Source organism: Armatimonas rosea, assembly GCF_014202505.1.
Taxonomy (GTDB): Bacteria; Armatimonadota; Armatimonadia; order Armatimonadales; family Armatimonadaceae; genus Armatimonas; species Armatimonas rosea.
This window is the reverse complement of sequence record NZ_JACHGW010000001.1, coordinates 81,720-107,939: the sequence shown is the minus strand read 5'-3', so window position 1 is coordinate 107,939 and position 26,220 is coordinate 81,720. Positions and strand designations below refer to the sequence as shown.

General features: G+C 61.6%; 21 protein-coding genes and 1 riboswitch. Of the genes, 17 read left to right on the top strand and 4 right to left on the bottom strand.

The annotated features are described in order from the left end of the window. Positions 1-14 precede the first annotated feature (14 nt). Positions 15-173, bottom strand: a complete 159-nt coding sequence (locus HNQ39_RS00410; protein ID WP_184191808.1) for a flagellar biosynthesis anti-sigma factor FlgM — start codon at positions 171-173, stop codon at positions 15-17. Between the two features lie 172 nt (positions 174-345). Further along, a riboswitch (cyclic di-GMP riboswitch) is annotated at positions 346-440 on the bottom strand. Positions 441-643: 203 nt separating this feature from the next. On the opposite strand from HNQ39_RS00410, the gene HNQ39_RS00405 reads away from it, so the two are divergent. From HNQ39_RS00405 to atpA, 9 genes are all read left to right on the top strand, one after another. After that, on the top strand, positions 644-1,171 hold the full coding sequence (locus HNQ39_RS00405; RefSeq protein WP_184191806.1) for an ACT domain-containing protein: 528 nt from the start codon (positions 644-646) through the stop codon (positions 1,169-1,171). Further along, positions 1,168-2,547, top strand: coding sequence for an aspartate kinase (locus tag HNQ39_RS00400; protein WP_184191804.1), 1,380 nt, complete (start codon positions 1,168-1,170; stop codon positions 2,545-2,547). Before HNQ39_RS00405 ends, HNQ39_RS00400 begins: the two co-directional genes overlap by 4 nt. Beyond that, positions 2,544-2,900, top strand: a complete 357-nt coding sequence (locus HNQ39_RS29570) for an AtpZ/AtpI family protein (protein WP_221289720.1) — start codon at positions 2,544-2,546, stop codon at positions 2,898-2,900. The genes HNQ39_RS00400 and HNQ39_RS29570 overlap by 4 nt, the downstream gene beginning before the upstream one ends. Positions 2,901-2,918: 18 nt before the next feature. Then, positions 2,919-3,353, top strand: a complete 435-nt coding sequence (locus HNQ39_RS00390) for a hypothetical protein (protein ID WP_184191802.1) — start codon at positions 2,919-2,921, stop codon at positions 3,351-3,353. 2 nt (positions 3,354-3,355) lie between these two features. After that, the gene (gene atpB, locus HNQ39_RS00385; RefSeq protein ID WP_184191800.1) at positions 3,356-4,273 is read left to right on the top strand and encodes a F0F1 ATP synthase subunit A; all 918 of its coding nucleotides are present in this window, start codon (positions 3,356-3,358) and stop codon (positions 4,271-4,273) included. 38 nt (positions 4,274-4,311) lie between these two features. Continuing rightward, positions 4,312-4,578, top strand: a complete 267-nt coding sequence (gene atpE / locus HNQ39_RS00380; RefSeq protein WP_184191798.1) for an ATP synthase F0 subunit C — start codon at positions 4,312-4,314, stop codon at positions 4,576-4,578. 99 nt (positions 4,579-4,677) lie between these two features. After that, positions 4,678-5,184 (top strand): F0F1 ATP synthase subunit B, encoded by a 507-nt coding sequence (gene atpF, locus HNQ39_RS00375; protein WP_184191796.1) that lies wholly within the window; start codon positions 4,678-4,680, stop codon positions 5,182-5,184. Next, positions 5,184-5,726 (top strand): F0F1 ATP synthase subunit delta, encoded by a 543-nt coding sequence (locus HNQ39_RS00370; RefSeq protein WP_184191794.1) that lies wholly within the window; start codon positions 5,184-5,186, stop codon positions 5,724-5,726. The genes atpF and HNQ39_RS00370 overlap by 1 nt, the downstream gene beginning before the upstream one ends. Positions 5,727-5,738: 12 nt before the next feature. After that, the gene (atpA, locus tag HNQ39_RS00365) at positions 5,739-7,253 is read left to right on the top strand and encodes a F0F1 ATP synthase subunit alpha (RefSeq protein WP_184191792.1); all 1,515 of its coding nucleotides are present in this window, start codon (positions 5,739-5,741) and stop codon (positions 7,251-7,253) included. Positions 7,254-7,305: 52 nt separating this feature from the next. On the opposite strand, the gene HNQ39_RS00360 is transcribed toward atpA, so the two are convergent. Further along, on the bottom strand, positions 7,306-8,331 hold the full coding sequence (locus tag HNQ39_RS00360; protein ID WP_184191790.1) for a substrate-binding domain-containing protein: 1,026 nt from the start codon (positions 8,329-8,331) through the stop codon (positions 7,306-7,308). Positions 8,332-8,540: 209 nt separating this feature from the next. On the opposite strand from HNQ39_RS00360, the gene HNQ39_RS00355 reads away from it, so the two are divergent. The 3 genes from HNQ39_RS00355 to HNQ39_RS00345 are packed head-to-tail and all read left to right on the top strand — an operon-like array spanning position 8,541 to position 12,026. Beyond that, positions 8,541-9,671 (top strand): peptidylprolyl isomerase, encoded by a 1,131-nt coding sequence (locus HNQ39_RS00355; protein WP_184191788.1) that lies wholly within the window; start codon positions 8,541-8,543, stop codon positions 9,669-9,671. Positions 9,672-9,676: 5 nt separating this feature from the next. Further along, the gene (mazG, locus tag HNQ39_RS00350) at positions 9,677-11,197 is read left to right on the top strand and encodes a nucleoside triphosphate pyrophosphohydrolase (RefSeq protein ID WP_184191786.1); all 1,521 of its coding nucleotides are present in this window, start codon (positions 9,677-9,679) and stop codon (positions 11,195-11,197) included. Positions 11,198-11,201: 4 nt separating this feature from the next. Continuing rightward, positions 11,202-12,026 (top strand): BsuPI-related putative proteinase inhibitor, encoded by an 825-nt coding sequence (locus HNQ39_RS00345; RefSeq protein ID WP_184191784.1) that lies wholly within the window; start codon positions 11,202-11,204, stop codon positions 12,024-12,026. Positions 12,027-12,086: 60 nt separating this feature from the next. On the opposite strand, the gene aroQ is transcribed toward HNQ39_RS00345, so the two are convergent. Together aroQ and HNQ39_RS00335 are read right to left on the bottom strand one after the other, a co-directional pair. Further along, a complete protein-coding gene (gene aroQ, locus HNQ39_RS00340; protein ID WP_184191782.1) occupies positions 12,087-12,554 on the bottom strand; it encodes a type II 3-dehydroquinate dehydratase in 468 nt (155 codons plus the stop codon). Positions 12,555-12,572: 18 nt separating this feature from the next. Further along, positions 12,573-12,764, bottom strand: a complete 192-nt coding sequence (locus HNQ39_RS00335) for a Trm112 family protein (RefSeq protein WP_184191781.1) — start codon at positions 12,762-12,764, stop codon at positions 12,573-12,575. Positions 12,765-12,882: 118 nt separating this feature from the next. Between HNQ39_RS00335 and HNQ39_RS00330 the strand changes: the two genes are divergently transcribed. From HNQ39_RS00330 to HNQ39_RS00310, 5 genes are all read left to right on the top strand, one after another. After that, on the top strand, positions 12,883-13,794 hold the full coding sequence (locus HNQ39_RS00330) for a type II secretion system protein (protein WP_184191779.1): 912 nt from the start codon (positions 12,883-12,885) through the stop codon (positions 13,792-13,794). Positions 13,795-13,927: 133 nt separating this feature from the next. Beyond that, on the top strand, positions 13,928-15,961 hold the full coding sequence (locus HNQ39_RS00325; RefSeq protein WP_184191777.1) for a hypothetical protein: 2,034 nt from the start codon (positions 13,928-13,930) through the stop codon (positions 15,959-15,961). A 22-nt stretch (positions 15,962-15,983) separates the two neighbouring features. Further along, entirely contained in the window at positions 15,984-18,158 is a 2,175-nt protein-coding gene (locus tag HNQ39_RS00320) for a PulJ/GspJ family protein (RefSeq protein WP_184191775.1), read from the top strand. 5 nt (positions 18,159-18,163) lie between these two features. Continuing rightward, positions 18,164-21,220: a hypothetical protein gene (locus HNQ39_RS00315; RefSeq protein ID WP_184191773.1), complete on the top strand. Its 3,057-nt coding sequence runs from the start codon at positions 18,164-18,166 to the stop codon at positions 21,218-21,220. Between the two features lie 16 nt (positions 21,221-21,236). Then, on the top strand, positions 21,237-26,147 hold the full coding sequence (locus tag HNQ39_RS00310; protein ID WP_184191771.1) for an NHL repeat-containing protein: 4,911 nt from the start codon (positions 21,237-21,239) through the stop codon (positions 26,145-26,147). The last annotated feature ends 73 nt before the right edge of the window (positions 26,148-26,220 follow it).

The following is a 26,220-nucleotide window of genomic DNA, read 5'->3' as shown; positions in this document are numbered from 1 at the left end:
GGTAAGCCTACACGCTAGCGCATCCTGTCGGCGAGGGCACGACGCACCATCATCTCGGCGATCTGCTCGCCAGTCACCTGGTAGCTCCCCGACTCAATCCGCTCTTTTAGGCTCGCAACGATCTGATCACGCGTGTCAGGTACTCTTGCCAGTGCATCGCTTATCATTTTCATATCTGACGACTCTAGCGCGGAAACCACGCTCTCTTCAGGTAGGTGGACACTGCTCGTAACCATGCACCCCTCCTCGATAACCGCCCCACGGCTGCCCTGATCGGCAATTCGCCGTAGCTCCTCATTTGAGATTCTCATGTTCTTGCCTCGCTTTTCGATTGAAAATCATAAGCGCGGCAACCCGGCTACCAGGACTTCCCCGAGAGGAAGACAGAAGGCCCGTGGTTTTGCGTCACGCCCTTTCGGGACGCTTTGCCCTGCACGCTTTATTATCGTATCACATCACTCCTAGGAGCAGATTTGATCTACGAAATTCCTAAAATACCGCAATTGCTGAAAGGTAATTCTGACAGGTTCAGGGCCAGGCTATAGCGATGTACTATCTCTGCACTGTTAACGACGCCAGTTTTGTTGCGATTCTGCACCATGTGTGATAGACTTCGTGAAAATTCGCACAAAGTAGCCTGGATATGTCTGACCTACTCACTGCCTCTAACACAAGCTCCGCGGCCTCGCCCACGCCACGCTCAAGTACGTTTGAGCGCGAGCCTGGTGTCACCGCGATCCGTGTTGAGCACCAGATGGCGCTGGTGAGTGTCCGGTTCCTCGATAATATCCCCGCACAGCGCCTGACACTGCTCCAGACCCTCGCACAGGCACGGGTGCCCGTCAACCAAGTTAAGCTCCTTCCCGAAGGGCTCTGCTTCGTGATAAGCGAGAACCATGCCAGCGCCTGCAAAAATCTCCTCCGTGATCAAAAAGGCGAGGTGAGTGTCCTGGGGAACATGGCCTTGATTAGTACGATTGCCGGCGCGATGCGCGATCTCTCCGGGGTGATTGCACGTATCTGTGAAGCGCTCCTGAGCGCCTCGATCCCCAATCGCCAGGTGGGGGATGCCTACGATGCAGTGCTCTGCTTGGTGCCCGCAGTCGATGCACCACGTGCCCTGGCAGCCCTGAAAGAGCAGTTCCAGCTCAGTGACGAGGCGCTCGTATGAAGATTCTCGTGCAGAAGTTTGGCGGGACCTCGGTCGCGACCGAAGAGGCTCGTCAGAAAGCCGCAGCCAAGGTTATCCGTGCGGTTCAAGCGGGCTGGCACGTAGTCGTGGTGGTGAGCGCTATCGGGCGTGCGGGAGCACCCTATGCCACCGATACTCTGATCCAGACCCTGCGTGATGTCGATCCGGGCGTGCAGCCCGCTGCCCGCGAGCTGGACATGATGATGGCCTGTGGGGAGATTATCTCCACGGTCGTTCTGGCACATACCCTCCGCGCGGCGGGGCTCGAGACCATCGCGCTCACCGGGCTCCAGGCGGGGATTCTCACCAACTACCAGTTTGGCAACGCCCGCATCCTCGATATCGACCCACGCTACATGGTGGAGATGCTCGGGCAGGGAAAAGTGGTGCTGGTCGCGGGGTTTCAAGGGGGCACCGAGCGCGGCGCGATCACGACCCTGGGACGCGGCGGCTCGGACACCACGGCAGCGGCTCTTGGCGCGGCCCTCAAGCCCCACGCCGAGCAGATCGAGGTCGAGATCTACACCGATGTCAATGGGGTCAAGACCGCCGACCCGCGCCATGTTCCCACCGCCCGCACCCTAGCCCGTGCCACCTACGATGAAGTGGCGGAGATGGCTCACCAGGGAGCAAAAGTAGTTCACCCGCGTGCGGCTGAGATCGCGGGGATTCATGGGGTTCCGCTCTGGGTGAAGAACACCTTCGACGATGAACAAGGGACCTTGATCACGTCGGACTCGGGCAATGGCCAGGCACGCTTTACCGGGGTAACCCACACGGGCAAGCTGGTCTACCTGCGCTTTCCCTTGCCGCTAGAGAGCCCTGAGGCCGATCGCGCACGGGTCGAGGTCGAGGTCTACCGCCTCTTGGAGCGCGAGAAGATCGCGGTGCACCTCACCAGCGCCAGCGATACCGACTTCGCCTTTGCGGTCGAGCGCACCCACCTGCCGCGCCTCAAAGAGCTCCTCGATGGCCTGGTGCTCCCCGTTCAGCTCGGGGTTGTCCGCCGTCAGCCGCCCTTCGGGACGATCTACCTCCTGGGAATTGGGCCCAAGGGAAAAGGGTTTGTGGCCCAGAGTGGGCTCCTGGAAGGGGCGCGTGCCTATATCGCGCTGGGGCATGTCCAGGCCGAGGTGATCGAGAACTGTACCATGGTCTCGGTGATCGCCTCAGGGCTGGAGGACATCCCCGGAGTGGTCCTACGCACCCTGGGGACCCTCAATGCCCAAGGAGTCCCGGTCTACCAGATGGCCGACTCCCGACACTCCATCTCCGCCCTGATCCCCGAGGCCGATGCCCAGAAAGCCACGCGAGCCCTTCACGAGGAGTTTGGCTTGGGAGGGGAGACAGCATGAGTGTCGCAGAGAGTGAGGCCGACTCTATCCCAGAGCCGCAGCTCCCGGCCCGGCCCCGGTTTCCCGACCCACCCCGTGTCGGCTACCAGCGCCCAAGGCCGGTCGAAGACCCTGCCGAGCGCTTTCTGAGCCGTCGTGGGATCGGTGGGAAAGATGCAGGGAATATGGGCAAGGCCATGGGGGTGGGAACGGCCCTGGTCGGCTCAATAGTGGGAGGGGTGATCTTGGGGTGGCTCGCAGATACCTATCTCATCAAAGCCGCGACCCCCTACGGCCTGATCGGTGGGTTTATCCTGGGGACATTCTCCGGGTTTGCCAACTTGATTAAGCTAACCAATGATTTGAATAAGTAGATAAAGTAGCATAGAAAGATGGACGAGACCTACGACTATGTGCGAAAGACGCTCCGTGCGGTAGCGATCTTAGCGACGTGTAGTGCTCTCTGTCTGGCAAACTTCGGTTTGTCGTGGGCAATCGTCCCGCTGTTGGCGGGATTAGCGCTCGCCGTGGTACTCTTGCTCGGCTGGTGGGGGTTCATCTACGCGCTGGTTCAGGCCGCCAAAAAAGCGGTGGGAGCGAGCGCGAGTGAAAAAAGTAGGCGCAAGATGCGGACAACAGGCCTGTTTCTGCTGTTTGCTCTGGTAAAATACCCGCTGGTCGGAGCGCTGATCTGGTGGCTGACGCGTGTGTGGAGCGCGCGGGAGCTGGCAGCGTTCGTAATTGGATTTTTGTTGTTACATGCAGCAATCGCTCTGCGCGCGGTAGGTAAGCTACTCACCGAACAGGGCACGACGGATAAAAAATGAGCTTGGCGACGACACAACTAAAACGAATAGGGGCGAGCCTGATAACCCTGGCTCTCACCACGACATTTGCCTGGGCCCAGGAGCACGGCGCTGAGGCGGGCGGGGAGCATGCTGCAGGTGGCGAGCATGAGCTCGTCAACCCCCTGGCAGAGCACCAGCCCTGGTACTACAGCCTCGTGGGCTTGGGCGTGGCTGCGGCGATCCTGATTGTCTTTGCAAGCCGCTCGCGCAACCTCTCTGTTCGTAACCCGAGCCGCGGTCAGCTCCTCGCCGAGCAGGCAGTCGCTTCCATGCAGCACTTCTGCCGTGGGGCGATCGGAGCAGGGGGAGAGAAGTTCACCGCCTTTGTGGGGACGCTCTTTGCCTTTGTGCTCTGCTCCAACCTCTGTGGTGTTCTGCCGTTCTATCTGAAAAAAGGACACGAAGAGGGCGCTCCTGCGATCTCCTTTACCCCCGCACCGAGCGCCAACCTCTCGATGACCCTGGCGCTGGGGGCGATTGTCTTTGTTCTGTTCAACGTGGTGGGAATCAAGGCTAACGGGCTGAAAAACTACTTGGCGCACTTTGCAGGCCCTCTGCCTGCGCTTGCGCCGCTGCTCTTCCCGATTGAGATTATTGGGGTGATTGTTCGCCCGATCTCGCTTGGGATGCGCCTTTTTGGAAATATCTTCGGGGAAGAGACCGTGATCGCGGTACTCGTGACGATGTCTGCGGCGACGTTTATTGTCCCGCTACACGCCCCGATGCTGGCTTTCGGTGTGTTTGGTGCGGTCGTTCAGGCGGGGGTCTTCTCGATCCTGGCTTGCTCGTATATCGCGCTGGCCATCGGTGAGCATGATCATGACCATGGTCATGGTCACGACGAGCATGGGCATGGGAACGATTCCCACGCCCATCAGGACGCAGCGCACGCACACTAAACTCGCGTCGCGCGGCAACTTTTTGGAGGAAAAGTAAAATGCTGTATCTGGCTCTTCTTGGTCTTGGTGTTGCTGTTGGTCTGCCTATCGCCGTCATCGGTGCAGGCCTCGGTCAGGGGAAAGCGGCTGCCGCTGCGCTGGAGGGTGTTGCCCGCCAGCCGGAGATGGCTAGCAAGCTGCAGACGATGATGATTATCGCTCTTGCAATTATCGAGTCGCTCGTGATCTACGCCCTCCTGATGTTCTTCATGCTTCAGGGCAAGCTGCCTCAGTTCACCGCTGAGCAGGCTCTCCAGCTTAAGTAAGCATCGGGCAACCAACGCTGAAACGGGGCACGCGCTCTCGCGTGTCCTGTTGCGTGCTTGTGTGAGCACCAAGCAAACGACGTGGAGTTTTAATCTACTATGGCAAATATCCTGAGCGACCTAAACATTGACCCGCGGTTGATTCTTGTCAATATCGCGGGTTTTGGTGCGCTCTACGCGATCGCCAAAAAGCTGGTCTTTGATCCCATTGGAACCCTTCTGACGAGTCGTGAGACGGAGATTGCGAGTACCTACGACCGGCTTGATGCCGATCAGCGGGAGATGCAGCGTCTCAAGAGCGACTATGAGTCTCGGCTTGAGGCAATTGAGTCCGAGGCACGCGAGAAGATCTCCGCTGCCATCAAGGAGGCTCAGGCCACCCGTGACAAGATCGTGAGCGATGCCACCGTGCAGGCTCGCGAGATCGTCGCCAAGGCGGAGGCCGATGCGGAGCGTGAGCGTGAGCAGGCAATGATCACTCTGCGCCAGCAGATCGTCGATCTGGCGCTGGGGGCGACCACCAAGGTCGTGGGCGAGAGCCTCGATGCGGATCGCCACGGCAAGCTGATCGATGAGTACATCGCCAAGGGCGTGGCGGAGGCGTAATGCGCGAAGAGTCTGTCTCCCGCCGCTACGCGGCCGCCCTCTTCAACCAGGCAAAGGCCGCCGGAACCCTGAAGGAGACTTCAGCGGATCTGGCCTACGTGGCCAAGGCCTTGGTGGAGAACCCCGCGATGGCACGCATGATTGGGCACCCGCTGGCGACCGTGGAGCGCAAGAAGACGGTACTGAGTGCCGCCTTTTCGGGGGCGGTCTCTCCGGCCTCCCTAGCGTTTCTGAACCTGCTGGCCGACAAGCGCCGCACCGACCTGCTGGCCGGTGCCAAGCAAGAGTTCGATGAGCTCCTGCGGGCGCACAACAACATTGTCTCGGCCACAGCAACCACAGCGGTTCCTCTCACGGCGGCGCAGCTTGCGGCGCTGGAGAAGGCGCTCGAGGCGCGCACCGGGAAAGACATCGAGCTGACAACCAGTGTCGATCCTTCCCTGATGGGTGGCATTCTTGTGCGTATCGGCGACACGGTGCTGGATGGCACGGTCAAAGGCAAGCTGGATCGCCTGCGCGAGCAGCTTCTCACCAAAAAGTAAAACGGAAATATTATGGCAGTAAGACCCGATGAAGTCACCAGCATCCTAGAGCGAGAGCTGGCAAGTTATCAGAGCGGGGTCGAGGAAGTCGGCGTCGGTACCGTCCTACAGGTCGGTGATGGCGTTGCTCGTATCTACGGCCTGAGTGATGTCGCGGTGGCGGAGCTTCTTGAGTTCCCCGGCGGCGTCATGGGAATGGCGCTCAACCTGGAAGAGGACAATGTCGGCGCGATTATCCTGGGCAATGCCGAGGGAATTCGCGAGGGCGACACCGTCAAGCGTACCGGACGCATTATCGAAGTGCCTGTCGGCGAGGGGCTCGTGGGCCGCGTGGTCAACACGCTGGGCCAGCCTATCGACGATGGCGGCCCGATTGTCGCGGCCGAGCAGCGCCTCCTGGAGATCAAGGCTCCCGGTGTTGTGGACCGACAGCCGGTCAAAGAGCCGATGTACACGGGAATCAAGTCGATCGACTCGATGCTCGCCATTGGCCGTGGCCAGCGTGAGCTGATCATCGGCGACCGCCAGACCGGAAAGACCGCGATCGCCATCGACACGATCATCAACCAGAAGGGGCAGGATGTCTTCTGCTTCTACGTTGCGATCGGACAGAAGGCATCGACCGTCCGTATGGTGGTGGAGGCCCTGCGTGCCAACGGCGCGATGGAGTACACCACCGTGATCGCCGCGCCCGCGTCGGACCCCGCCAGCCTTCAGTACCTGGCACCCTACGCCGGCTGTGCGATGGCCGAGTACTTCCGCGACTCCGGCCGCCACGCGCTGATCATCTACGATGACCTGTCCAAGCAGGCCGTGGCCTACCGCCAGGTCTCGCTTCTGCTGCGCCGCCCACCGGGCCGCGAGGCGTACCCGGGCGACGTCTTCTACCTGCACTCCCGCCTGCTGGAGCGCGCAGCAAAGCTCTCCGCTGAGCGCGGTGGTGGCTCGCTGACCGCTCTGCCGATCATCGAGACCCAGGCCGGCGACGTCTCCGCCTACATTCCGACCAACGTGATCTCGATCACCGATGGCCAGATCTTCCTTCAGACCGACCTCTTCAACTCCGGTGTCCGCCCGGCTATCGACGTGGGTGTGTCGGTGAGCCGCGTGGGTGGCTCCGCGCAGATCAAGGCGATGAAGGACAAGAAGGTCGGCGGGCGCATCAAGCTGGAGCTGGCGCAGTACCGTGAGGTGCAGGCCTTCGCCCAGTTCGCCTCGGACCTGGACAAAGCGACCCAGCAGCAGCTCAACCGTGGCCAGCGCCTGGTCGAGCTTCTGAAGCAGGACCAGTACGCGCCTATGCGTGTCGAGTGGCAGATCATCTCGATCTACTCCGCCACCTCGGGCGCCCTCGACGACCTGCCGGTGGACGCTGTCCGCAAGTTCGAGAAGGAGTTCCTGGCCTATGTCGCGGACAAGTACCCCGACGTCCCGGTGAAGATCGCCGAGACCAAGACCTTCTCTCAGGACATCGAGGACAACCTCAACCGCGCTCTAGGCGAGTTCAAGGCCGCGTTTAAACCGTAACCAAACAAAAAAGCCCCCCGCTTCACCCGAAGCGGGGGGCTTTTTTATTGCGTTACTTCGCGCGGAAGTCCTTCATCTCGTCCTTGTCCATGTTCTCTTTGGTCATGAGGACAACACCCGTATCGATCTTCTTCTCGACCTTCTCGCCCTTTTTCGCGGCGATCAGTGCCTTGACCGACTCATAGCCCATCTTGGCGGGGTTCTGGATCACGACCGAGTCGATGGTTCCCTCGGTGATGCCTTTTTCCATCTCGGTGGTGTTGTCAAAGCCGATGATCTTGACCTTGCCCTTGAGCCCCTTGGCCTCGACTGCCTTGAGAGCGCCGATCGCGCAGGGCTCGCAGGAGCCGAAGATCCCGACCACATCAGGGTTGGCGGAGAGGACATCCTGGCTGACATTGAGCGACTTGCTGCGGTCCGACTCACCGTAGTTGGAGCGGATCACGGTCATGCCAGGGAACTCCTTCTTAATGGTCTCCTCAAAGCCCGCCTCACGATCCATGGTCGAGGCCGAGTTGGCGGCGTTGGGCACCAGCACCACCTTGCCCTTACCGCCGCAGATCTTGCCCATCTGCTTGGCGGCCATCTCGCCGCCCACGCGGTTGTCGGTGGCAACAAAACTCACGTATTGATCGTCGCTGACATCCGCTGCGGAGTCGAAGATCACCAGCGGAACCTTGGCCTCGTGTGCCTTCTTGATCACCGGAACCAGCGCGGCCTTGTCCAGAGGTGCCAGCGCGATCCCATCGACCTTGGCGGTCATCTGGTTCTCGACCACGCCGATCTGTCCGGCGGTGTCGGTCTCTTTTTGTGCGCCGACCCACTTGATCTCCGCGCCCAGCTCCGCGCCGGCCTTCTCCGCACCGGCCTTGACCGACTGCCAGAAGACATGGGTCATGCCCTTGGGGATCACCGCGAGGGTCAGCTTGCCCCCTGCGGGAGCCGGAGCGGTGCCGCCCGCGGGCGCGGGAGTGTCCCCGCCCGTTGTCGCGGGCTTTTGGTCGCAGCCCACCAGAAGTGTCAGCGCCACCGCGCCTAGAGAGAAGAGCGCCGAGCGGCGGGTTGTTAGAATACGCATAAAATCCTCCTATGGAATCTTTCCGTGGCCCTAGGTTCGCCGTTTTAGGGGGGCTTTCCTCTCTGGCTGAAATTGCAGGTGGGTAGTCTCCACGGTAGAATTACAGGAAATCTGCGCGAAAACCCGAGCGAATCCCGGTTATTGGGAACACCCAACCGATTGGGAGCGTATAGGGGTGCGTATAAAGTTTTCATTATGGAGTGTCTTTCTTGAACCTCAATCGTATTTCATGGAGTGGTCTCTCAGCCCTGGCAGTTGCCTCGGCGCTGACAGCAGGCTGTGGGGAAAAACCCTTTGCTAAGGTCAATGGACAGGTCATTACCAAGGACGAGTACATCAGTGCTCTGGAGCAGACTCTAGCAGTCGCGGGGCCCAATGGTGCGGTTCCTGTTCCAGCAGGGCGCCTGGTGCTAGAGCAGCTGATCGGGCGCAAGATCATCCTTGCGGAGGCCGCGGCCCAGGGAGTGGTCCCTTCCGATGACGATGTCAACAAGGCGTTTATGTACCGCAAGGACATGCTGGAGCAGAGCCAGCCGGGCAAGACCTTCGAGGAGGAGCTCCAGAAGCAGGGGACCACACCGGAGGTCTTTAAGGACAACCTGCGCGCCGAGCTCGCTGAGGTCGCGGTGCTGATCAAGCAGCTCAATGTTGGCAACGACAAAGTGACCCAGTACTACAACGACCATAAGGACGAGTTCGGGCTCCCCGCGCGCGTCCAGCTCCGCCTCGTGCTTGTCGGGGCCAACACCCCGCAGTTCGCCGAGGCCCAGAAGAAGCTCAGCGATCCAAAGAACTTCACCGAGCAGGCCGCCCGCGAGCTCAATATCATCCCCCAGCTCAAGGTGAGCGGTGGCCTCCAGGTGCTTGCAAACTCTGCACTGCCGCCCTCGCTCAAGGACAAGATCCAGCAGGCTGCCCCCGGAACCGTGATCGGGCCGGTGGACTGGCCCATCCAGGGGGGGATCGCCAAGGCCTGGGTCAAGGTGGACAAGAAGCTTCCTCAGTACAATGTCCCGGTTGAGTCCGCCGCCCCGATCGCACGCCAGCGGGTGATCCTCCAGCTCCAGGCAACGGGCGATCCTAAGTTCAACCAGATCCGCAACGAGATCATCAAGAAGAAGTTCGATGCGACAGTCGAGACCTCCAGCCCGGTCCAGGAGACTATCTGGAAGGCCGTGAAGCAGAGCGCACAAGACGCCGGTCTGGACAAGCCTCCGGTAACCCCGCCTGCTGCACCGGCCGCACCGGGTGGGCTGACAGCGGCGGGGGGCATGGCACCAGCTCCTGCCGGTGGCGCGGGAGCTCCTGCGGGCAAGCCGGGCGCTGCGGCACCCAAGTAGACCGGATGCTCTATCTTGTTGGCCTGGGGCCGGGGAGTGCGGAAGCGCTCCCTCCCCGGGCTTTTTCCTTACTGACCGGCGGGCTACCCGTGCTTGTCCGCACCGAGCGTCACCCGGTTCTCCATAGCGAGCCGCTCGCCTCAGCGCTGGCGGGCTGCGATGTGACGCCCCTCGACGATGAGTACGAGGCGGGGGCGTCCTTCTCCGATACCTACGATGCTATTGTCGCACGGGTGCTCCGTGCACATGCGGCCCAGGGGAGCCTGGTCTATGCCGTCCCGGGGCACCCCCTGGTAGGAGAGACCACGATTGCCCGCCTCTTGGCCGAGACCAAGCGGCTCGGGGTGGAGACCCAAGTGATCGGGGCACCGTCGTTTGTGGACGCCTGCCTGGAGGCCATCGGCGAGGCGGTGACGGGCGATCTCCACGTGATCGACGCGCTTCTGCTCGACCCGGAGGCTGCTGCCCCGCCCGCCGCGCTCCGCACGGGCGGCCCGCTCCTGCTCTACCAGGTGCACAGCCAGGCCGCGGCTAGCAATGCCAAGCTCGCACTGAGCCGCGCGGGCTATCCCGACGAGTTCTTGGTCACGGTGGTGCACGGTGGTGGTATTCCCGGCCTTGAGCAGACCGCGACTCTTCCCCTCTATGAGCTAGACCGCAGTGCCCACCGGAAGCTCATCGATCACCTCACCACGGTCTGGGTGCCAGAGCTCCCCGCCGACCAGCGCCGCGCCGACTTCGATACGCTCCTGGAGGTTGTCGCCCGCCTGCGCGACCCTGAGGGCGGCTGTCCCTGGGACCTAAAGCAGACCCACACCAGCCTGCGCCGCTACGTAATCGAAGAGGCCTACGAGGTGGCGGAGGCGATCGACCAGGAGGACCTAGAGGCACTCTGCGAGGAGCTGGGCGATCTCTTGCTCCAAGTAGTGCTCCATGCCCAGATCGCACGGGAGAGTGCGGACTTCGATGCGCTCGATATCTGCGCCGTCCTCTGCGAGAAGCTGATCCGTCGCCACCCGCATGTCTTTGGCGATGCGAGCGCACGCGACTCCGACGCGGTCTTGGCACAGTGGAACGCAATCAAGGCCCAGGAGAAGCAAGAGAAGGGGAAGGCCCCTAAGCTACCCTCGGTGCTCGACGGGATTCCGACCAGCCTCCCGGCGCTCTCGCAGGCGCTGGAGACCAGCAAGCGCGTGGTCAAGGTCGGCTTTGAGTGGCCCGATGTGGACCAGGTCTTTGTCAAGGTTGAGGAGGAGCTGGCGGAGCTCCGCGCCGAGCTGGCTGCGGGGCGCACGCAGGGAATCTCCGACGAGCTGGGGGATGTCTTATTTACCCTAGTCAATGTGGGGCGAAAGATGGGAGTCGATGCCGAGGAGGCACTCCGGGTGGGGGTGTCACGTTTCTCCGGTCGCTGGCGTTTTATAGAGGAAGCTGCCCACGCGCAGGGCCGCTCGGTCTCGGAGCTCACTCTGGCCGAGCAAGCGGCGCTCTGGCAGGCAGCCAAGCGTGCACAGCGAGGAGAATAGACCTATGCAGCGTGGATTGACCCAGAATATTGTCACCGACCGGTCGCAGTACCCTCCCCAGCGTGCGGTGGAGCTTACCGTGCGCCTCACCAACGGGAGCCCGTCCCTGGTCACCTACCAGATAGGGGTGCGGCGTGAGTACGAGATCACGGTCCGAGACAGTCGCACTCGCAAGGTGGTCTGGACTTGGTCCCGAAACAAGCCCGCCCCCCCGAGCACGGAGATTCGCCTCGCGCCCGGCCAGTGGCGCGAGCACAAAGAGCTCTGGGACCGCCGCGACGATAGCGGTAGGCGAGTTCCGGAGGGAACGTATGAGATCGAGCTGGTGCACCTGCCGTTTCGCGAGGCGGTGTCTACCCAGGTCTATCTCGCCGAGCGTGGGCAGGGCGGCGACCCTGGTGTTCCCAGCCCGCCCGGCACCCCGAAAGGAAGAGGTCCTCAGTTGCAAGCAACCCTACAAACCGACCGCCGCACTGCCCGTGTCGGGGAGAGCGTTCGTCTGACCTACACTGTCACCAACACCGGCGACCAGCCAGCGGTGCTCACTTTCCCCACAGGCAACCAGTACGATCTTGAGGTGCGCCGCCGCCCGGAGCCCAACGCACGCTACCGGGAAGGTGCGCTGACGATCTGGCAGTACTCTCGGGGGCGCTCGTTTATCCAGTCGTTTACACGCCTTAGCCTGGCACCTGGGGAGAAGAAAGTCTTCACGGAGTCCTGGACCGTGCCACCAGGAACTCCGGCGGGCACCTACGACTTGGTAGGGTATCTTCCGACCCCTGCGACCCAGAAGAGTGCCGAGGCAGTCGGAGCTCTGACTATTCTCTAGACTCTGTCACAAAAAAAATCACCCCGTGAGGATCATTCCCCACGGGGTGATTTTTTTTCGTCACTCCCGGCCTTGCTGGACGATGGCTTTCGCCGCTTGTAGAGCGAGCAGGTACGACATCGCCCCGAAGCCTGCGATCTGCCCCACGGTGGCCGGGGCCACCACCGAGGTTCGCCGAAACTCGTCGCGGGCGTGGATATTGGAGAGATGTACCTCGATCGCGGGGAGGCGCACGGCCTTGAGGGCATCGGCGATGGCGTAGGAGTAGTGGGTGTAGGCACCAGGGTTGATGACAATCGCATCGGCCCAGTCCGCGGCCTCGTGGATCGCGTCGATGAGCGCCCCTTCGTGGTTACTCTGCAGGGACTTGAGCTCGATGCCGATCTCTTTAGCGTAGTCCCGGATCCGTTTGTTAAGCTCCTCAAAGGTCATGGTTCCATAGATGTCCGGCTCTCTCTGCCCGAGGAGATTGAGATTAGGGCCATTGAGGAGCAAGACACGGAGGCTACCAGAGGGAGTGAGTTGCATAGTTTTTCCTTGAGAGATTTATTTTTGTTGCGCGGCGGGTGCCGGGGCCTTGAGATCGTCGGGCCGTAGATCTGGGAATCCCTCGGTGAGCGGGAAGGAATGCCCTGCGGCGCAGCGCAAGACCGTCCCCTCTGCCACAGGGCTCAGGGGGGAGGGGGGATGGCAGAGGGGACAGCGAAGCAGGTTTAGAAGCTCAGGCGAGAGATTCATAGTAAATTGTACCAGATAGGGAACATGTCCCCCGGTTGCATCGTCAACCCAGTCAATAGTATAATGCCCCGAGCAGGCCGACGGTGAGTCTGCGTTGAAGATTTAGAGGATAGAAGTTATGACATCCAATCTGCGAGTTCGCAACTATCGTGCGGCCTTTACCTTGATTGAGCTGCTTGTCGTGATCGCGATTATCGCGATTCTTGCGGCCATTCTCTTCCCGGTTGCCGGGACCGTGCAGGAGAGCGCACGTCGTGGAGCCACGATGTCGAACCTCCAGAAGATTCACCAGGCGATCTCTGCCTATGAGCTCGACAACCGGGAGTACCCCGAGTTTCTCTTTGGCCCGGCGATCTGCCGCACCAACGGCCTCCCCGATCCGAGCTGCTCTGACTTCTACACCATGAAGGAGACCGCGGCGCTGGTGACCGGGCGCTACCGGAGCACCGACCCGGAGTATGTCGCCTCGCGCAACGCCCGCAAGATCTTCACCAAGTCGCTCTACCCCGAGTACATCCGTGATCTGGATACCTTCCAGTCTCGAAACAACGTCGTGGCGACTCCCAGTGTGACGGGCAAGGTTGGTCTGGCGAGCCGCATCAGCCTGCTAAACCCGGCGGGCCCGACTTTCTACGTCCCGCGGACCGCCGCGCTTGGGCTGGGCGCACAGCAGATTCCCTTCTACGCCTACGATGCCTTCGATGCCAGCCCTCTGATTACCAATATCAACAACAACACGATCGACAACAACACCCTGGTGGCACGCTACTCCCGGCTCTGGATGCCCGTGGTGGACAACACCACCCTGGATAGCCTCTCGCCGGCGAACCTGCAGCTCTACCAGCGCCAGCTCCTGTGGGCTCGTCCCCCCGCCGACACGGTCGTGACCATGACAACCCACCATGTGCCGAAGGGCAAGATCCTGGTTCTCTTCCAGAGTGGCACGGCCAAGGTGCTGGATGTGCGCAAGCTCAGCCCGCTGCCGGCCAATCCCGCGGGGGACTCCCAGTTCTGGCAGCTTACCAACTAGTGTCTTGCGGAGGGGAACAATCTCCCTCAGGCAGCGGTCGAAGAGGAGCCTGTACGCACCCGCGGCAGGCTCTCCCAACTCCATAAAGAGCAAAAGCGCAGCGATGAAAACGAGAGCAGCGATGGATAGAACAATGAAGCAATGTCGGCGAGCCACCTCCCTGGTAGAGGTTCTGGTGGTTCTGGTCATCCTGCTGATCGGAGTCTTTTCGGTCATCCGGGTCTTTCCGCTGGGCTTCACGTTTTTGCGCAATAGCGAGAGCCGCATGCGTGGGACGCGTGTGGGGCATGGCTTGCTGGAGAAGGCTCAGAACGAGGCCGCCAACCTGCCCGATGCCATCGCCTACTCCTACTTCTCGGGCAACTCCGGGAGCATGGTGCGCTCGTTCGTCGTAGACGAAGATCCCGATGACCTCACGGGTGACCCTGCGAGCCCCTACTACAGCGATGTCAACAAGTTCCGCTTTATTGTCGGCGAACCGGTGAAGATCGGGCTGCCGACCCCCACCGCGACCACCTCGGGCTCGATCTACATGGCCAAGCTCGGGCCGATCTACATGGACGCTCTTGTCGGCAACCCCGCCAACGCCCCGGCGACCGCGGCGGACTCGCTCTACTACAACTTGTTTCTGTCGATCCGTAGCGCCCCGCTCAATGTCGCTCCTGCCTTTATCGCACGCGATCCCTACTACCAGGCTAGCTCGGGCCAGCCCTTCTTCTTCTCCGACTACTACCGGGCGCGCCTGACCGGGCCGACCAGCTGCTTGGTGGACGAGAACGAGGATGCCAACGGCGGTGCCTGGATGCTGTTCTACCCGTCGAGCCGTGACCGCGTCTTTACGGTGCGCTTCATTAAGCTGGTCAACGACCACGACGACGACCCCTACGACAATGCGGTTGCGGTGACGGATCGCTTTGTGGTGCCCGCGAGCACCCAAGCGGTCTGGATTCGCCTCTGTGATCCGTCGCACCTGAGCTACAATACCTTGGATCCCGCTACGACCTTTGCGGCCGATGATGCCATTCAGTCGGGCAGCGAGGTGGTCACCCGCGAGTTTACGCGTCTGGCAGCCGGCGCGGCCTGGGACCCGGAAGATCCTTATCAGTACCAGCTCGTCTCCAACAACCTGGATGCGGCGAGCGGCAAGAGTAGTGTCGCCAACCCTGGCATTGTCGCCTTCAACCCGGTGGGTGCCCGCTTTGCCAACAACGGCCAGGACCCCTTCAAGGCCTACATGGACTATGCGGTTCTAGACTGGCACATCATCCACGACGACCGCGATGTTCCTGCAGTGGCGATCGGTGCCTACGGCGAGGTGCCGCTACGGACGACGCTCACCCGCATCAAGTCGCTGGACTACATCAACCCGGACAACACCTTCTACGAGGGAATCTTCCCCGCAGGTGATACCGATGCGAGCAAGAACACCGATATTATGATCGTCCGCCTCGACACGGGCGCGATCCTAAACCCCGGTGCCAGTGGACGCCCTGGCGACTACGGCTTGCTCCAGGCGGGCGATCCTGCTCAGGTAAACCAAGACTACTGGGTCAACACCGATCCCAAGACCGGCTCGTACGCCACGGGGACGCTCTACATCAATACCAACCGTGTGGCTCTGGGGACGCCGATTCGCATTCTCTACAAGGCGGAGGGCGAGTGGGGCGCGGCGCTAAGCAAGGCCATGGCCACCTACCGCGAGGTCACGGCGATGCCGTCGAACTGGACCTTGGACGCGCTAACGGGCCTGACAACGTCGCCGGACCGCCCTGACCTGTTCTGGCGCACCACGGCGGGCTCTGGGGCCGCGGCGGTGGGAGCGCTCAACTTTGCCGGAACCGAATTGAACAAAGGTGTCACCGTTGTCTTCCAAGTACTAACAAACGGTTCTTGGCGACGAAGCGCGGCGGTTCAGCTTGCGATCGACACTCCCAATGTTCAGCTGAACGCCGCCAACGAGCGCCGTGTTATCAGTGCGTCGGTGGATGTCACCAAGTTCCTGAAGCCTCTGGGCTGGGACGGTACGCATGCCAACTGGCGAGTGGCCACCGACATCAAGGGCGCGACTGCCAAGAGCCGTGTGATCTGGAAAGATGGGCTGGAGCGCAACGCTCCGTGGCGGATTCAGGATCTGGATACCTACTTGACACAGGGCGTTCTCCAGTAGACTGAGCGAAAGACTAAGACCGATGCAGCGAAATTTAGCAAAACTTATCCGGGTTCAGCGCGGCTTTACCATGACCGAGCTTCTGGTGGTGATCGCCATCACCGGAATCTTGCTGGGGTTGCTCTTTGTCCCCATCATCCAGGGCTTCAACCTGACCCGCAAGGCGCAGAACCAGGTGCAGGCACAGACCCAGGCGCGCAATGGTCTTCACCAGATCTCTCGTGAGCTGTCCCAGGCCGTGTTTGTCTTTGACAACACCACGACCCCGGTGATGTTCCCCCTGAAGTTTGCGGTCAATATCGGGGTGGGGGGAGCGGCGACCACGCCCTATGGCTACAACTGGGCGGGGGGTGTGCAGGTCTTCCCCGCTCCCGTGCTCTTCAGCAAGGTGGACTTTATCCCGTCGGGCCACCTGCCCTCGGGCGGCACCAAGGACCCGACCACGGGCGATACGATCGGGGGCTCCGATGTGCGCTTCCCGCTCGCGCCGGGGACGCGGATCGTGCGCTACTTTATCGGCCTCAAGGACAACACCCGTCCCTACGAGAATGTCTACCAGCGCCGTGTCGCACAGTTCTCCGCCGATGGCCGTCACAATCCCTTTGTCCTCTACCGTGTTGAGTTCGATCCGACCGACCCGAAGCTGATCAACCAAGCTAACTACAACAGCATGCTGCCTGATGCGGGCGGCTTCAACGATCCTAACTTTTTCTACAACCCGAACCTGGCATCGAACGGGGTGAGCTATGCTGCCAACTGGAAGGCGATTGCGTCTGCGGTGGTGGATGGTCCGAATCAGGATGTGGTGAACTGGGTCAAGGACGACACGGGCGATCTCGTGCTAACCACGCCGTTCCGGCCTCTGGTCTCGTTCGCACCTGGCGCGGTGACCGGCGACAACGCGACCCCCGGCTTTATGACCGCCGCCGCCGCCGAGGTCCCCAACGCCGTCCCGACCATCTACTCGTCGCAGCAGGGCCACTGGAGCCTGCCGAGCTCGGTGACCTTCTACCGGGCCGCGAGCCGGGTGGGGAGCTCGGACTACGGTGCACTGCGCGTGACGGTCGACTCGGAGCTGCTCCCCGATGGCACGACCACACCGCATGTGCACCTGGACACGGCGGCGACCGGTGGGGTGCTTGCCACGTCGGACGCAGTGCTCTACTGCGCCCGTATCACCAGCACCAATGAGATCTTTGTCAAGACTCCCAACCTGACCTTCCTGCTCAACATGGAGCGTGGGACCATCAAGACAGGCTTTGCGCCGCTGGCGGGAGACAACACCGGCGTGCCGCTGATCCGCCTCGCCAATGGGACCGTTCGCTCCATGGTGCCGGGAGGCTTCCCCGATGCCAACCCGGGTGAGCTGGTGGAGACGCTCTATCGCCTCAACACGCGCTTCCCCGATGCGGACTCCGACGTGAACACGCCATCGAACCAGGGTTGGGGAGAGATCAACCTCCTCGACGACTCCACGCTGCGCTACTTCCGTGCGGATGGCTCGGACATCGCGCTGACGACACCGCTGCTCACGACCCAGGCAGGAACGTATACTTCGCCGCTGGTGGTCTTTGGCAATGTGGGGGCGGGCGGTCTTCAGCCCGGTGGTGGGCTGATGCTCGCGGCGGGCAGTGAGAGTGTGGTTGGCCCGGACATGAGCGTGACGGCGGGTAGCAGTGGTCTTGGAAACGTGACCTACTACCGTGCGCCCGGAGCGCTGACCAGTGTGGTGAAGAAGGCAACCCTGATCACCGATCCTGCCAACAGTGTGCGCAAGCGCTGGACACCGATCGTGGGACAGCGCACCTACCTGCTGGACCAGGACACCCGCATCAATGGGACACTACCGACTGCCTTCCTGCGGTTTGACAACCCCGGTGGCCCTGGGCTCCCTGCCCGCTCCTTCACCGACCCCGCCGCCGTGGCGGAGCGTGAGGTTCAGGTGACCTACCTCTGGCAGAACAACTACGCGCGTCGTAGTGGCGGGGCAGACAATGGCAAGCCCGTGGATGCACAGGGGAGGGTCCTTGGCGACAAGGCGATTATCGCGCCTGAGCCGGATGTGGTGAAGGTGGACTACGCCACCCGCGACCTGCTGACGGTCAATGTCGGGGCGCTGGTCTACGACTCCAATACCCACCAGGGGACCTCGATCAACCTGACGGACAAGGTTCGCATAGGGAACACGATACGGTGACGACGATGACAAATCAACCCATTCCTTCTCCGGGACGCCCACGGCGACGAAACCGGGCGGCACAGTCGCTCACGGTCGCGATTATTGTCCTGTTCCTGTTGCTCTTTCTGGGGGGGCTCTTTATCGCCTTGATCGTCAACAACATGCGGGCGACCAGCACCTCGTCGAAGGGTGTTGCGGCAGATAAGCTCGCCGAGGCAGGGATCAAGTACCTCGACGATGAGCTGACCAAGTCGCCCGAGGGGGCCGACTGGCGCCCTGTGCCCTTTGTCGCCGACCCGGATGATACCAACATAGCTTTAACGGGGCAGGCCTACGACGACCAAGATAGCGATGGGGATGGCATCCGCAATGCCGAGCCGCTTCGTCCTAGCGATCCTGACTACGACTGGCTCCGTCCCTGTAGTGCCTCCAATGGCACCCCACTCAACCCTGAGCCTTGTGGTTACTCCCGTGTGGACTTCGGGGGACGAACCCCGGGCGCGGGCAACCTCGGGGGGCGCGCGCTGGTCAAGATCGTCTACAAGCCCGATAGCCGCGCGACAGCAGCGCCGGATCGCTCCGCAACCAACCGCTTCCTGAAGCTACTCTCCATTGGCCGGGTGGGAATTGTCGATCCAAGCGATCCCACCACCTTCGCCAGCTCTGAGGGCAAGGGCGCACGCCGCGAGCAGGTGGCCTACAAGCAGATCGGGACGGTTGAGTTCCTGCGCCATATCACTAATAAAGACAACCGCTCGGTCGTGGCCGCGCTGGGCTCCGCGAGCAAGGTGCTGGACTCCAACTTTATCTCGGGAGGGCGCGATACCAGCGCACCGACCGCACGACAGATTGAGTCGGTCTACCATGGCCCGATCCACTCCAATGCCGCTCTTACCTTCTTTGGGGTAAACCGCTTGCTCCTCGATGGACAGCGTGGCGATGCGCTGACGGTCTCGTCGAGCCTAAACATTCCCGCCAATAACTCTCAGGTCTTGCTAACGGAGCTGGGAGGTGCGTTTACCAATGCCAGTGTGGTGGCGAGCAACGGAGTGTTCAACTCCTACCAAGGTCTCGTCCGCGACCATGCGCCTCAGACTACCGACCCGCTCCGCCGGGTCGCACGGACCACCGCGCCGCTGATCGACCAGAGCATCGGCGATAACGGTCTCACCCGCTACCGTGCTCTCACCCGAGACTCCGAGCCTATCGATGCCCGGTACGTTGCGGGCAATACGATCGCCGGCCTGGGGACCACCCAAGCGGGGCGGATCGGCTGGGGCGCGGGCCTCTACCTCGACAACCGCGAGGACATGCAGAACGCCTCCGATAGCCTGATCGGTGCCTACTCGCCGCGCTCCAACTGGGTGGGTGTCGATCGCACGTGGTGGAACGGCGACAACCGCTACGTCCCCCCGGCCGTCGTGATCACCCTGACGCCGCGCGCCATGATTATCCAGCGCTCCGCCAGCAGTGTGAACCGCTCGTTCTTGCGTGACAACACCGGTCGCCGAATTAACCAGTCCACCGTGATCCGCTACTCCGGCCTGGGAAATGGCACAGCAGAGGCTGCTGCCGATATTCCTAGTGCAGGGCTTCCCGCCAGTGTTCGCAAGCTGGAGGGCTATCCGGCCCAGCAGATCCAGCCTGGTGTCTGGCAGGGTGAGTACGTGGTCTATGCCGAGGGCAATGTCCGTATCCGCGGAACGGTCGGCGGCCTGGATCCTCAGACCTTGCGCTACTACATCCGGCACCTGACCGTGGTCTCGGGCGGCAATATCTACATTGATGGAAACCTCCTCAAGGACAATATCCCCGATGGTTCGGTCCCCGCGACCGAAGAGTTCGTGCGTGGGAAGTCGTCGATTGCGCTCCTGGCGAAGAACTATGTCGTGCTCAACACCACCCAGTTCTTCAACCCTGGCGACAACGCGGCTGGTCCCGAGGCATCTGGCTCGGATGCCCGTGCGATCTTCTTAAACCCGGCCTCCCCGACCTTTGCCATGCGCCTGAATCAGGCACCGGTTCAGACCTACCTGCCCAATGGAATGCCCAACCCCGTGGGGCGGCTTGCGCCTAGCTACATTCCCCAGCTCTACCTGCGCCACTCGGCGGCGGGTGTGGATGGGGCCACGGCGATGCGGCTTGCGGTAAACGCCGATCCGAGCCTCGCGGCTCCCTTTGGGTTCTTCCGCTTCCCGATTGATATGGCTTGGCCCAACGCCAATCCCAGCCTGACCACGCTGGCGATGGGCGGCCCGACCAGCACCGAGCCCGGGATCTACTTCGACCATGTCTTTGATCTGAAGGACGCTGGCAATAACCCTGCGCTGCTCTACCCCGATCAGACCGTGCCCTACGCTCAGGTGCCCAAGTTTGGGATCGACAACTTGTTGAACCTCTCGGTGGACGCGAATGCGGGCGTTCCCAACCAGACCGACTATCGACTCTCTCGGGCGGGGATTGCGCCGGCGGACATCCGAGTCGAGGCCCTGATCTATGCTCAGGAAGGCTCGTTCTTTATCATCCCCGGGCCGTGGTTCAACCCCGATCCCAACGATACCTACGAGAACTACATCAGCCTTGACTCGACCGGGCAACCTCTCTACCGCCGTCCGGGGGATAACCTCCTGGCACAGGGCGTCACCCGAGGGCGAATCGATCCGCGCTTCCCGTTCTACGGCCAGCCCATGGATATCCGCATCACGCTCTTTGGCGCGATCACCGAGAACATGCCGGCTGAGGTGGGGGACCAGGGAGCGTGGCTGGAGAAGTGGGGCTGGATACCCAACTACTACGGCTCGACCGGGCTACCGTCGGCACCGGGCTATGCGAGCCAAGGGGCTACTGGGCTGGTGAGTATCCACGGGGCCCATGGTGCTCTTCCTGGGCCGCAGCCTGGTGGAGCGGGCAATGGCGGCGACAGTGGAATTGTCTACCTGTACGACGATAAGCTGGTCTCGCCCTACGATGCGAACAACAATCCGCTACGACAAGATGCATACAGAAATATCCTGCCGGTGGCACCGCGCCTGCCGGTAGCGCCAGGGCTCCTCTATGCAGGGGAAACTCCAGGGGCGTAAGGAAACAATTATGGCGATGCGAACGAAGATATTTGGGGCTGCGCTCTCGCTGTTGATGGTCGGGTGCTGCCTGGCTGGGACTGTGGTTCGGGCACAGGTGGCGACAACCTACTCCAGCAATAAACGGACACTCAAGGTGGGGATTCTCTTACTGGACTCCACCACGGATGCCGACCTGGACGGGGTGATCTCGCCGGCAGAGGCAGCGCGTGGGCCGGAGAACCCCGACCCGTTTATCTTCTATATCGCCGATGCGCGTGTCGATCTCAAGCCACAGAACTGGGAGTTTATCAACCCCCTCTCGCCTAAGACCGTCACCAACGATATCGCCAACCGGTGGACAGCGCGAACGGGGGGCAATGGACCGCAGTACCAGGTGGGCCAGCAAGTCACCAAGAACATGGCGGCCTACTGGGAGGTCTCTCTGACCGATACTCCCATCCAGGACCTGCTCCAGTTCGACCTGCTCTTTCTGACCAACCACCGGGTGACGCGGCTGACCGCCGCCGATCGCGAGAAACTCCGCAAGCTGGTAGATGCGGGCGGTGTCCTCTGGCTAGAGGACTGTGGCGGGATGCGGATGGACCCGAGTGGCCCTCTCTTCATGGACCAGCTCCAGTTTAGTGGGGGACGTGGTGAGGCGACTACCGGGACACCAGGCCCGAAGGTCAATGTCCCGAACCACCCCATTCTCAACAGTCCCAACCCGCTCAGCCCACAAGAGATTGCAAACCTAGGGGACAAGGACTACTCCAACTACGCCCTGACCAGCATCAACGATGCAACCCTTCCGCCGAACCCCGAGACCTTGGTAAATGTGGTGGGGAATACAGGCCGCGGCGACCTGCCGTACATTGCGGCGGGAACCTACGGAGCAGGCCGTGTGATCGCCACCGCAGGAGACTCCGGCTGTGATATCAACGACTATGCCGGTGGCGTGCGAACATCGTCGGGAGGGAACTCGGGGGCGTTCTGCGGGGAGAACCTGATCACGGCCCACGCGGAAGATCTCAAGTTCCTCTATAATGTTGTGTCTTGGGGGAGTGCCAATAGCCAGTACCGCAAGGATCCTCGTCGCACCGCCTCCTCGTTTGAGTCGATTGGTGCGCCCCTGATCTCTGCGTTCCAGGTACCCGGCACCGAGCTGCTCCAGTCCACTACCGCGCCGTTGATCGCCAAGGGAGCGGTGTATGTTACCGGGGTTGTCGGGGGGACTGCGACCGTTCGTGCCTACAACGCCCATCCGTCGCTGATCTCGGGTGATGTCGGACTTCGTGACCTGGCACTGGGGACGGCCTACGACGAGATCTGGCGCTGGGCAGGTGGCTCTGGGATGCCCTCCTCGCCGGTCTTGGGGACGATCTTTAATTCCGGTGCCTCGGATACGCGACTTCAGTACGGCGACTACATCTTTGTCACCCTCGCGGATGGCTCGCTGGTGCGTCTGACCGCGCTGGCTGCCGATCCTGCGGGCAACATCCTACCTGCGCCGGGCGCTGCTTCAAATGCCGCTGTCGGGGGTGGGGGAAGCTACACCACGCCCACAAGTGCACCGATGCCCGCACCTGCGCCGGTGTTCTCCGACGGCAAGGTCTATGTGGTCGAGCCCAATGGCTTGGTCCGCTGTGTCAATGCATCGACCATGGAGACTCTATGGTACTCCTTCGCGGCTGCGCCCGATAACCTCTACCACCCCGCTGGTACACCGAGTCTTGGCTTTACACGAATTGCCATCACGGTTCCACAGAACAACCCCGACCCCAATTCTCAGCCAAGTGTTGGGGCACGGTCGGCGGGTAATAGCAACGATCTGATGCTCTATGTTCCGGTCTGGCAGGAGAACCCCAGTGGGGGCTTTACCCACCGGATCATGCCCTACTGGCTTGGGGCACGCCACGAGGTCTCGCTGATCGATCAGCCCGTGGGAAGTGGTGTCTTTAAGTCACGCGCTGCCGCCACACAGAATCAGTACGTCGCGCTCAATCCGGGCTACCCGGGAGCCGCCCCCGCAGGCTTTCCCTTTATCCGTCCCAATGTGCGGGTCTACACCAATACCTACGCGGCTGGCGTTCTTATCTACACGGCTCAGGACAACATGAACGCGGGCCGGATTAGCCCGACCTTTACGGGTCGTTTTATCGACCAAACCGGGTTTGTCCAGGTGCAGGACAGTGGGGGGAACCCACCGAGCCGCTCTGGCCCGACTCCTGACAATGCGATTGTCTCGCTGGACTACGATGTCTACTACGTGACACCCAGTGCGACTCCGCCGGGGCTGACGGGACCCAACACCGATGCGGCTCGCCGTGCGAATTTGCTGACAGCGGGCTTCCTGGGTGGTGCGGAGGGCATTGCCATGACGCCCGACGACATCCTGGTGAGTGCTGTCCGTCATGTCAACCCGAGTGTGATGGGAGCAACCCCGGTCACCACGATCTTGGGCAACTACGAGCAGAGCAACGGGGGCGGTAGCTTGACCAAGCTCCGCCAGGCTCTGGGAATCTTTGAGACTCCAGGAGGAGCGGCTCAGCAAGCGATCGTTGTCAATAACCAACCGGTGATCGAGCGTCCCACGTTGCGAAACCGCCTCGTGTTCTCGGGGCCGCTCCAGGAAGACCTCAGCACAACCGCGACTCGGCCGGGTGGCTACGAAGGCCTCACCAGTGTCACTCCTGTGGGGGCACCGGTGACCACCAATGAGGGGACGGTCTACCAGGTCCTTCACGCGAGATCTGCCTTTAATGGTGACGTGACGGTCGTGGCGGCCCTGGACATGAAGAAAGAGATTGTCCTGCGGCTCCCGAAGAGCTACGATCCTGCGGTTCCCCCGATTATTCGGCAGATGGACATGTCCGCCTTCGATCCTAGCACACCGGACACGCCACGGATCCTGATGGCCTCCGTGCCACAGACCGCTCAGGTCACGAACGCGATTATCGGCGACCCGGATCGTGGACGTATCATCATCAATGACATGCGGACCGGCGCGAGCAACTTCTCGTCCAGTCTTTCCTTTGTGGTGACCTACACGCCTGCGGGCTCGAAGCAGCCTGAGGTGGTTGTCCTTGCACCCAGTGCGTTTCTTCCTAATATTGGAACAGGAACCGACATCGATCCTCGTGAGGCAGGGCTTCCTGACAATGGAAACTACTCTCCCTTGCTCTGGTACTATGTCCTGCCGGGCCGCCCGACCTCGTCGCTGACCTTGAATGGTGATCTGCTCTACCTGGGTGTTGCAGGGGCGGGAGCGACCGGGATGGTGGTCGCGCTCGATGCCGATCCTTCGTCAAACGACCCCTCCGTTCGCACCGGTCTGGGCCAGCAAGTCGAGACCGTCGTGGGGAACTTGGATGGAAATACGCAGAAGCTGAGCCATGTTCGCTGGGTAAAGCGCACCGAGGGCCAGGTTGTGGGGGCACCGGTCGGAAGCCAGGGCACCCTCGCGGTGGCAACGCTTGCAGGGGTGGATGCCTACGAGAGCGGTGTTACCCTAGTGACCGATGCCAAGCGTATTGTTGAAGTGGATGCGGGCAGTAGTGCTATCTGGACCCTGGATGGGACGATGCGCTACCTCGTTGCGGGGGGGCAGGTACCCTTCGCGGGAGTTGGGGGCGTCACAACGGATGGCAATGGTCGCGTGAGCGTGGATCGGAAGCCTCTCTCCCGTCCTGCGCTCGCCCGGCGCCTCTCCCCGACCGACTACCTTATCTGTGATACGGGTAACAACCGCGTGGTTCGTGCCGATCGTAGTGGGCTGGTGCGCTGGGAGCTGACCCTCCTCAACGACGGTTTCGGTGTCCTGAATACATCGGATCCGACCACCCTCAATGGGCCCACCGATGTGCAGATCTACACCACTCTGTCGCCAGCCAACGCGGGCTACGAAGTGCACTACCTGATCGCCGATGCGGGCAACAATCGCATTGTCGAGGTCGCGGACTACTTTGATCGCGATGGCAACATCCGCACGATCACCACTCCCAATGGCCCGATCCGTGGGGAGCAGGTCGTTGTCTGGGTGAGCCGGACCACACAACGGGAAGGGCGCTTGCTGCGCTTCCAGAGTGTTCAGCGAATCCTGGTCACCGGCGATCCGCGCCTTGGCCAAGATCCCACCCTCTACGGGTATCCCACGATTGTGGCGGCGGTGGGGAACTCCAACACAGCGGGTGAGTCTAGTGGGGACACGCGAACCGACTTCACCGGAGGCTCGGTGCTCTCGCTGGAGTACTACCCAATCAACACGGTTGTTCCTCTCTTCAACGCCGGAGGGACCCCCGTGACAACCTACAACCTCTGGTCGTTCGGCGGCAATGAGCCCAAGCGCAACGGGCTTGTCGACCGCACCATGAACGAGCTCGTGATGCCGGTCGATGCGATCGCAGGGACTCCTGCAGGACGGATCCGTCGGATTGCACGACCTACCTACATCCAGCAGATCAGCGTCCCAACCGGGCTTGGCACGCAGAAGTCCGCCTTCCTCATCTGCGACTCCAGTGGGGTCTACCAGGCTGAGCTTGGCACCGACAGCCGCTGGTACGTCACCTGGTACTTCGATGCCCGGGACTACCGTGCTTTGATGACCGGACGCCTACAAGGGCCATCGGACTTGGGCTTCTTGCCCACGGCGGTCAAGCGCTTGCCGAGTGGGGACTACCTCATCACCAATGCCTGGATTGGCGCGAGCCAGCTCTTTACTGCGGGGCAGTTTGTTGGGGAGGTGTTCCAGGTCACCGGAGCGCGCCGGTTCGACACCACGGGGGCGCAGCTGGATGCGGGAGTGCCGCTCTACGCGGGATTCTCCGCTCCCAATATCGCGCTCACTCGCAACACCATGGGCGTGGTCGTCCGGCGTGAGCAAAAAATGGGCACGGTCAACAGCAATACGAATCTGCTGGAACATCCCCTCTTTGGAGACCGTCAGTAAAACCAATCGCTTCTGTCGGGTCGGGTATCAGGCCCGACAGAAGCATGAAATCAAAGTGCGATTTAGCCAAACC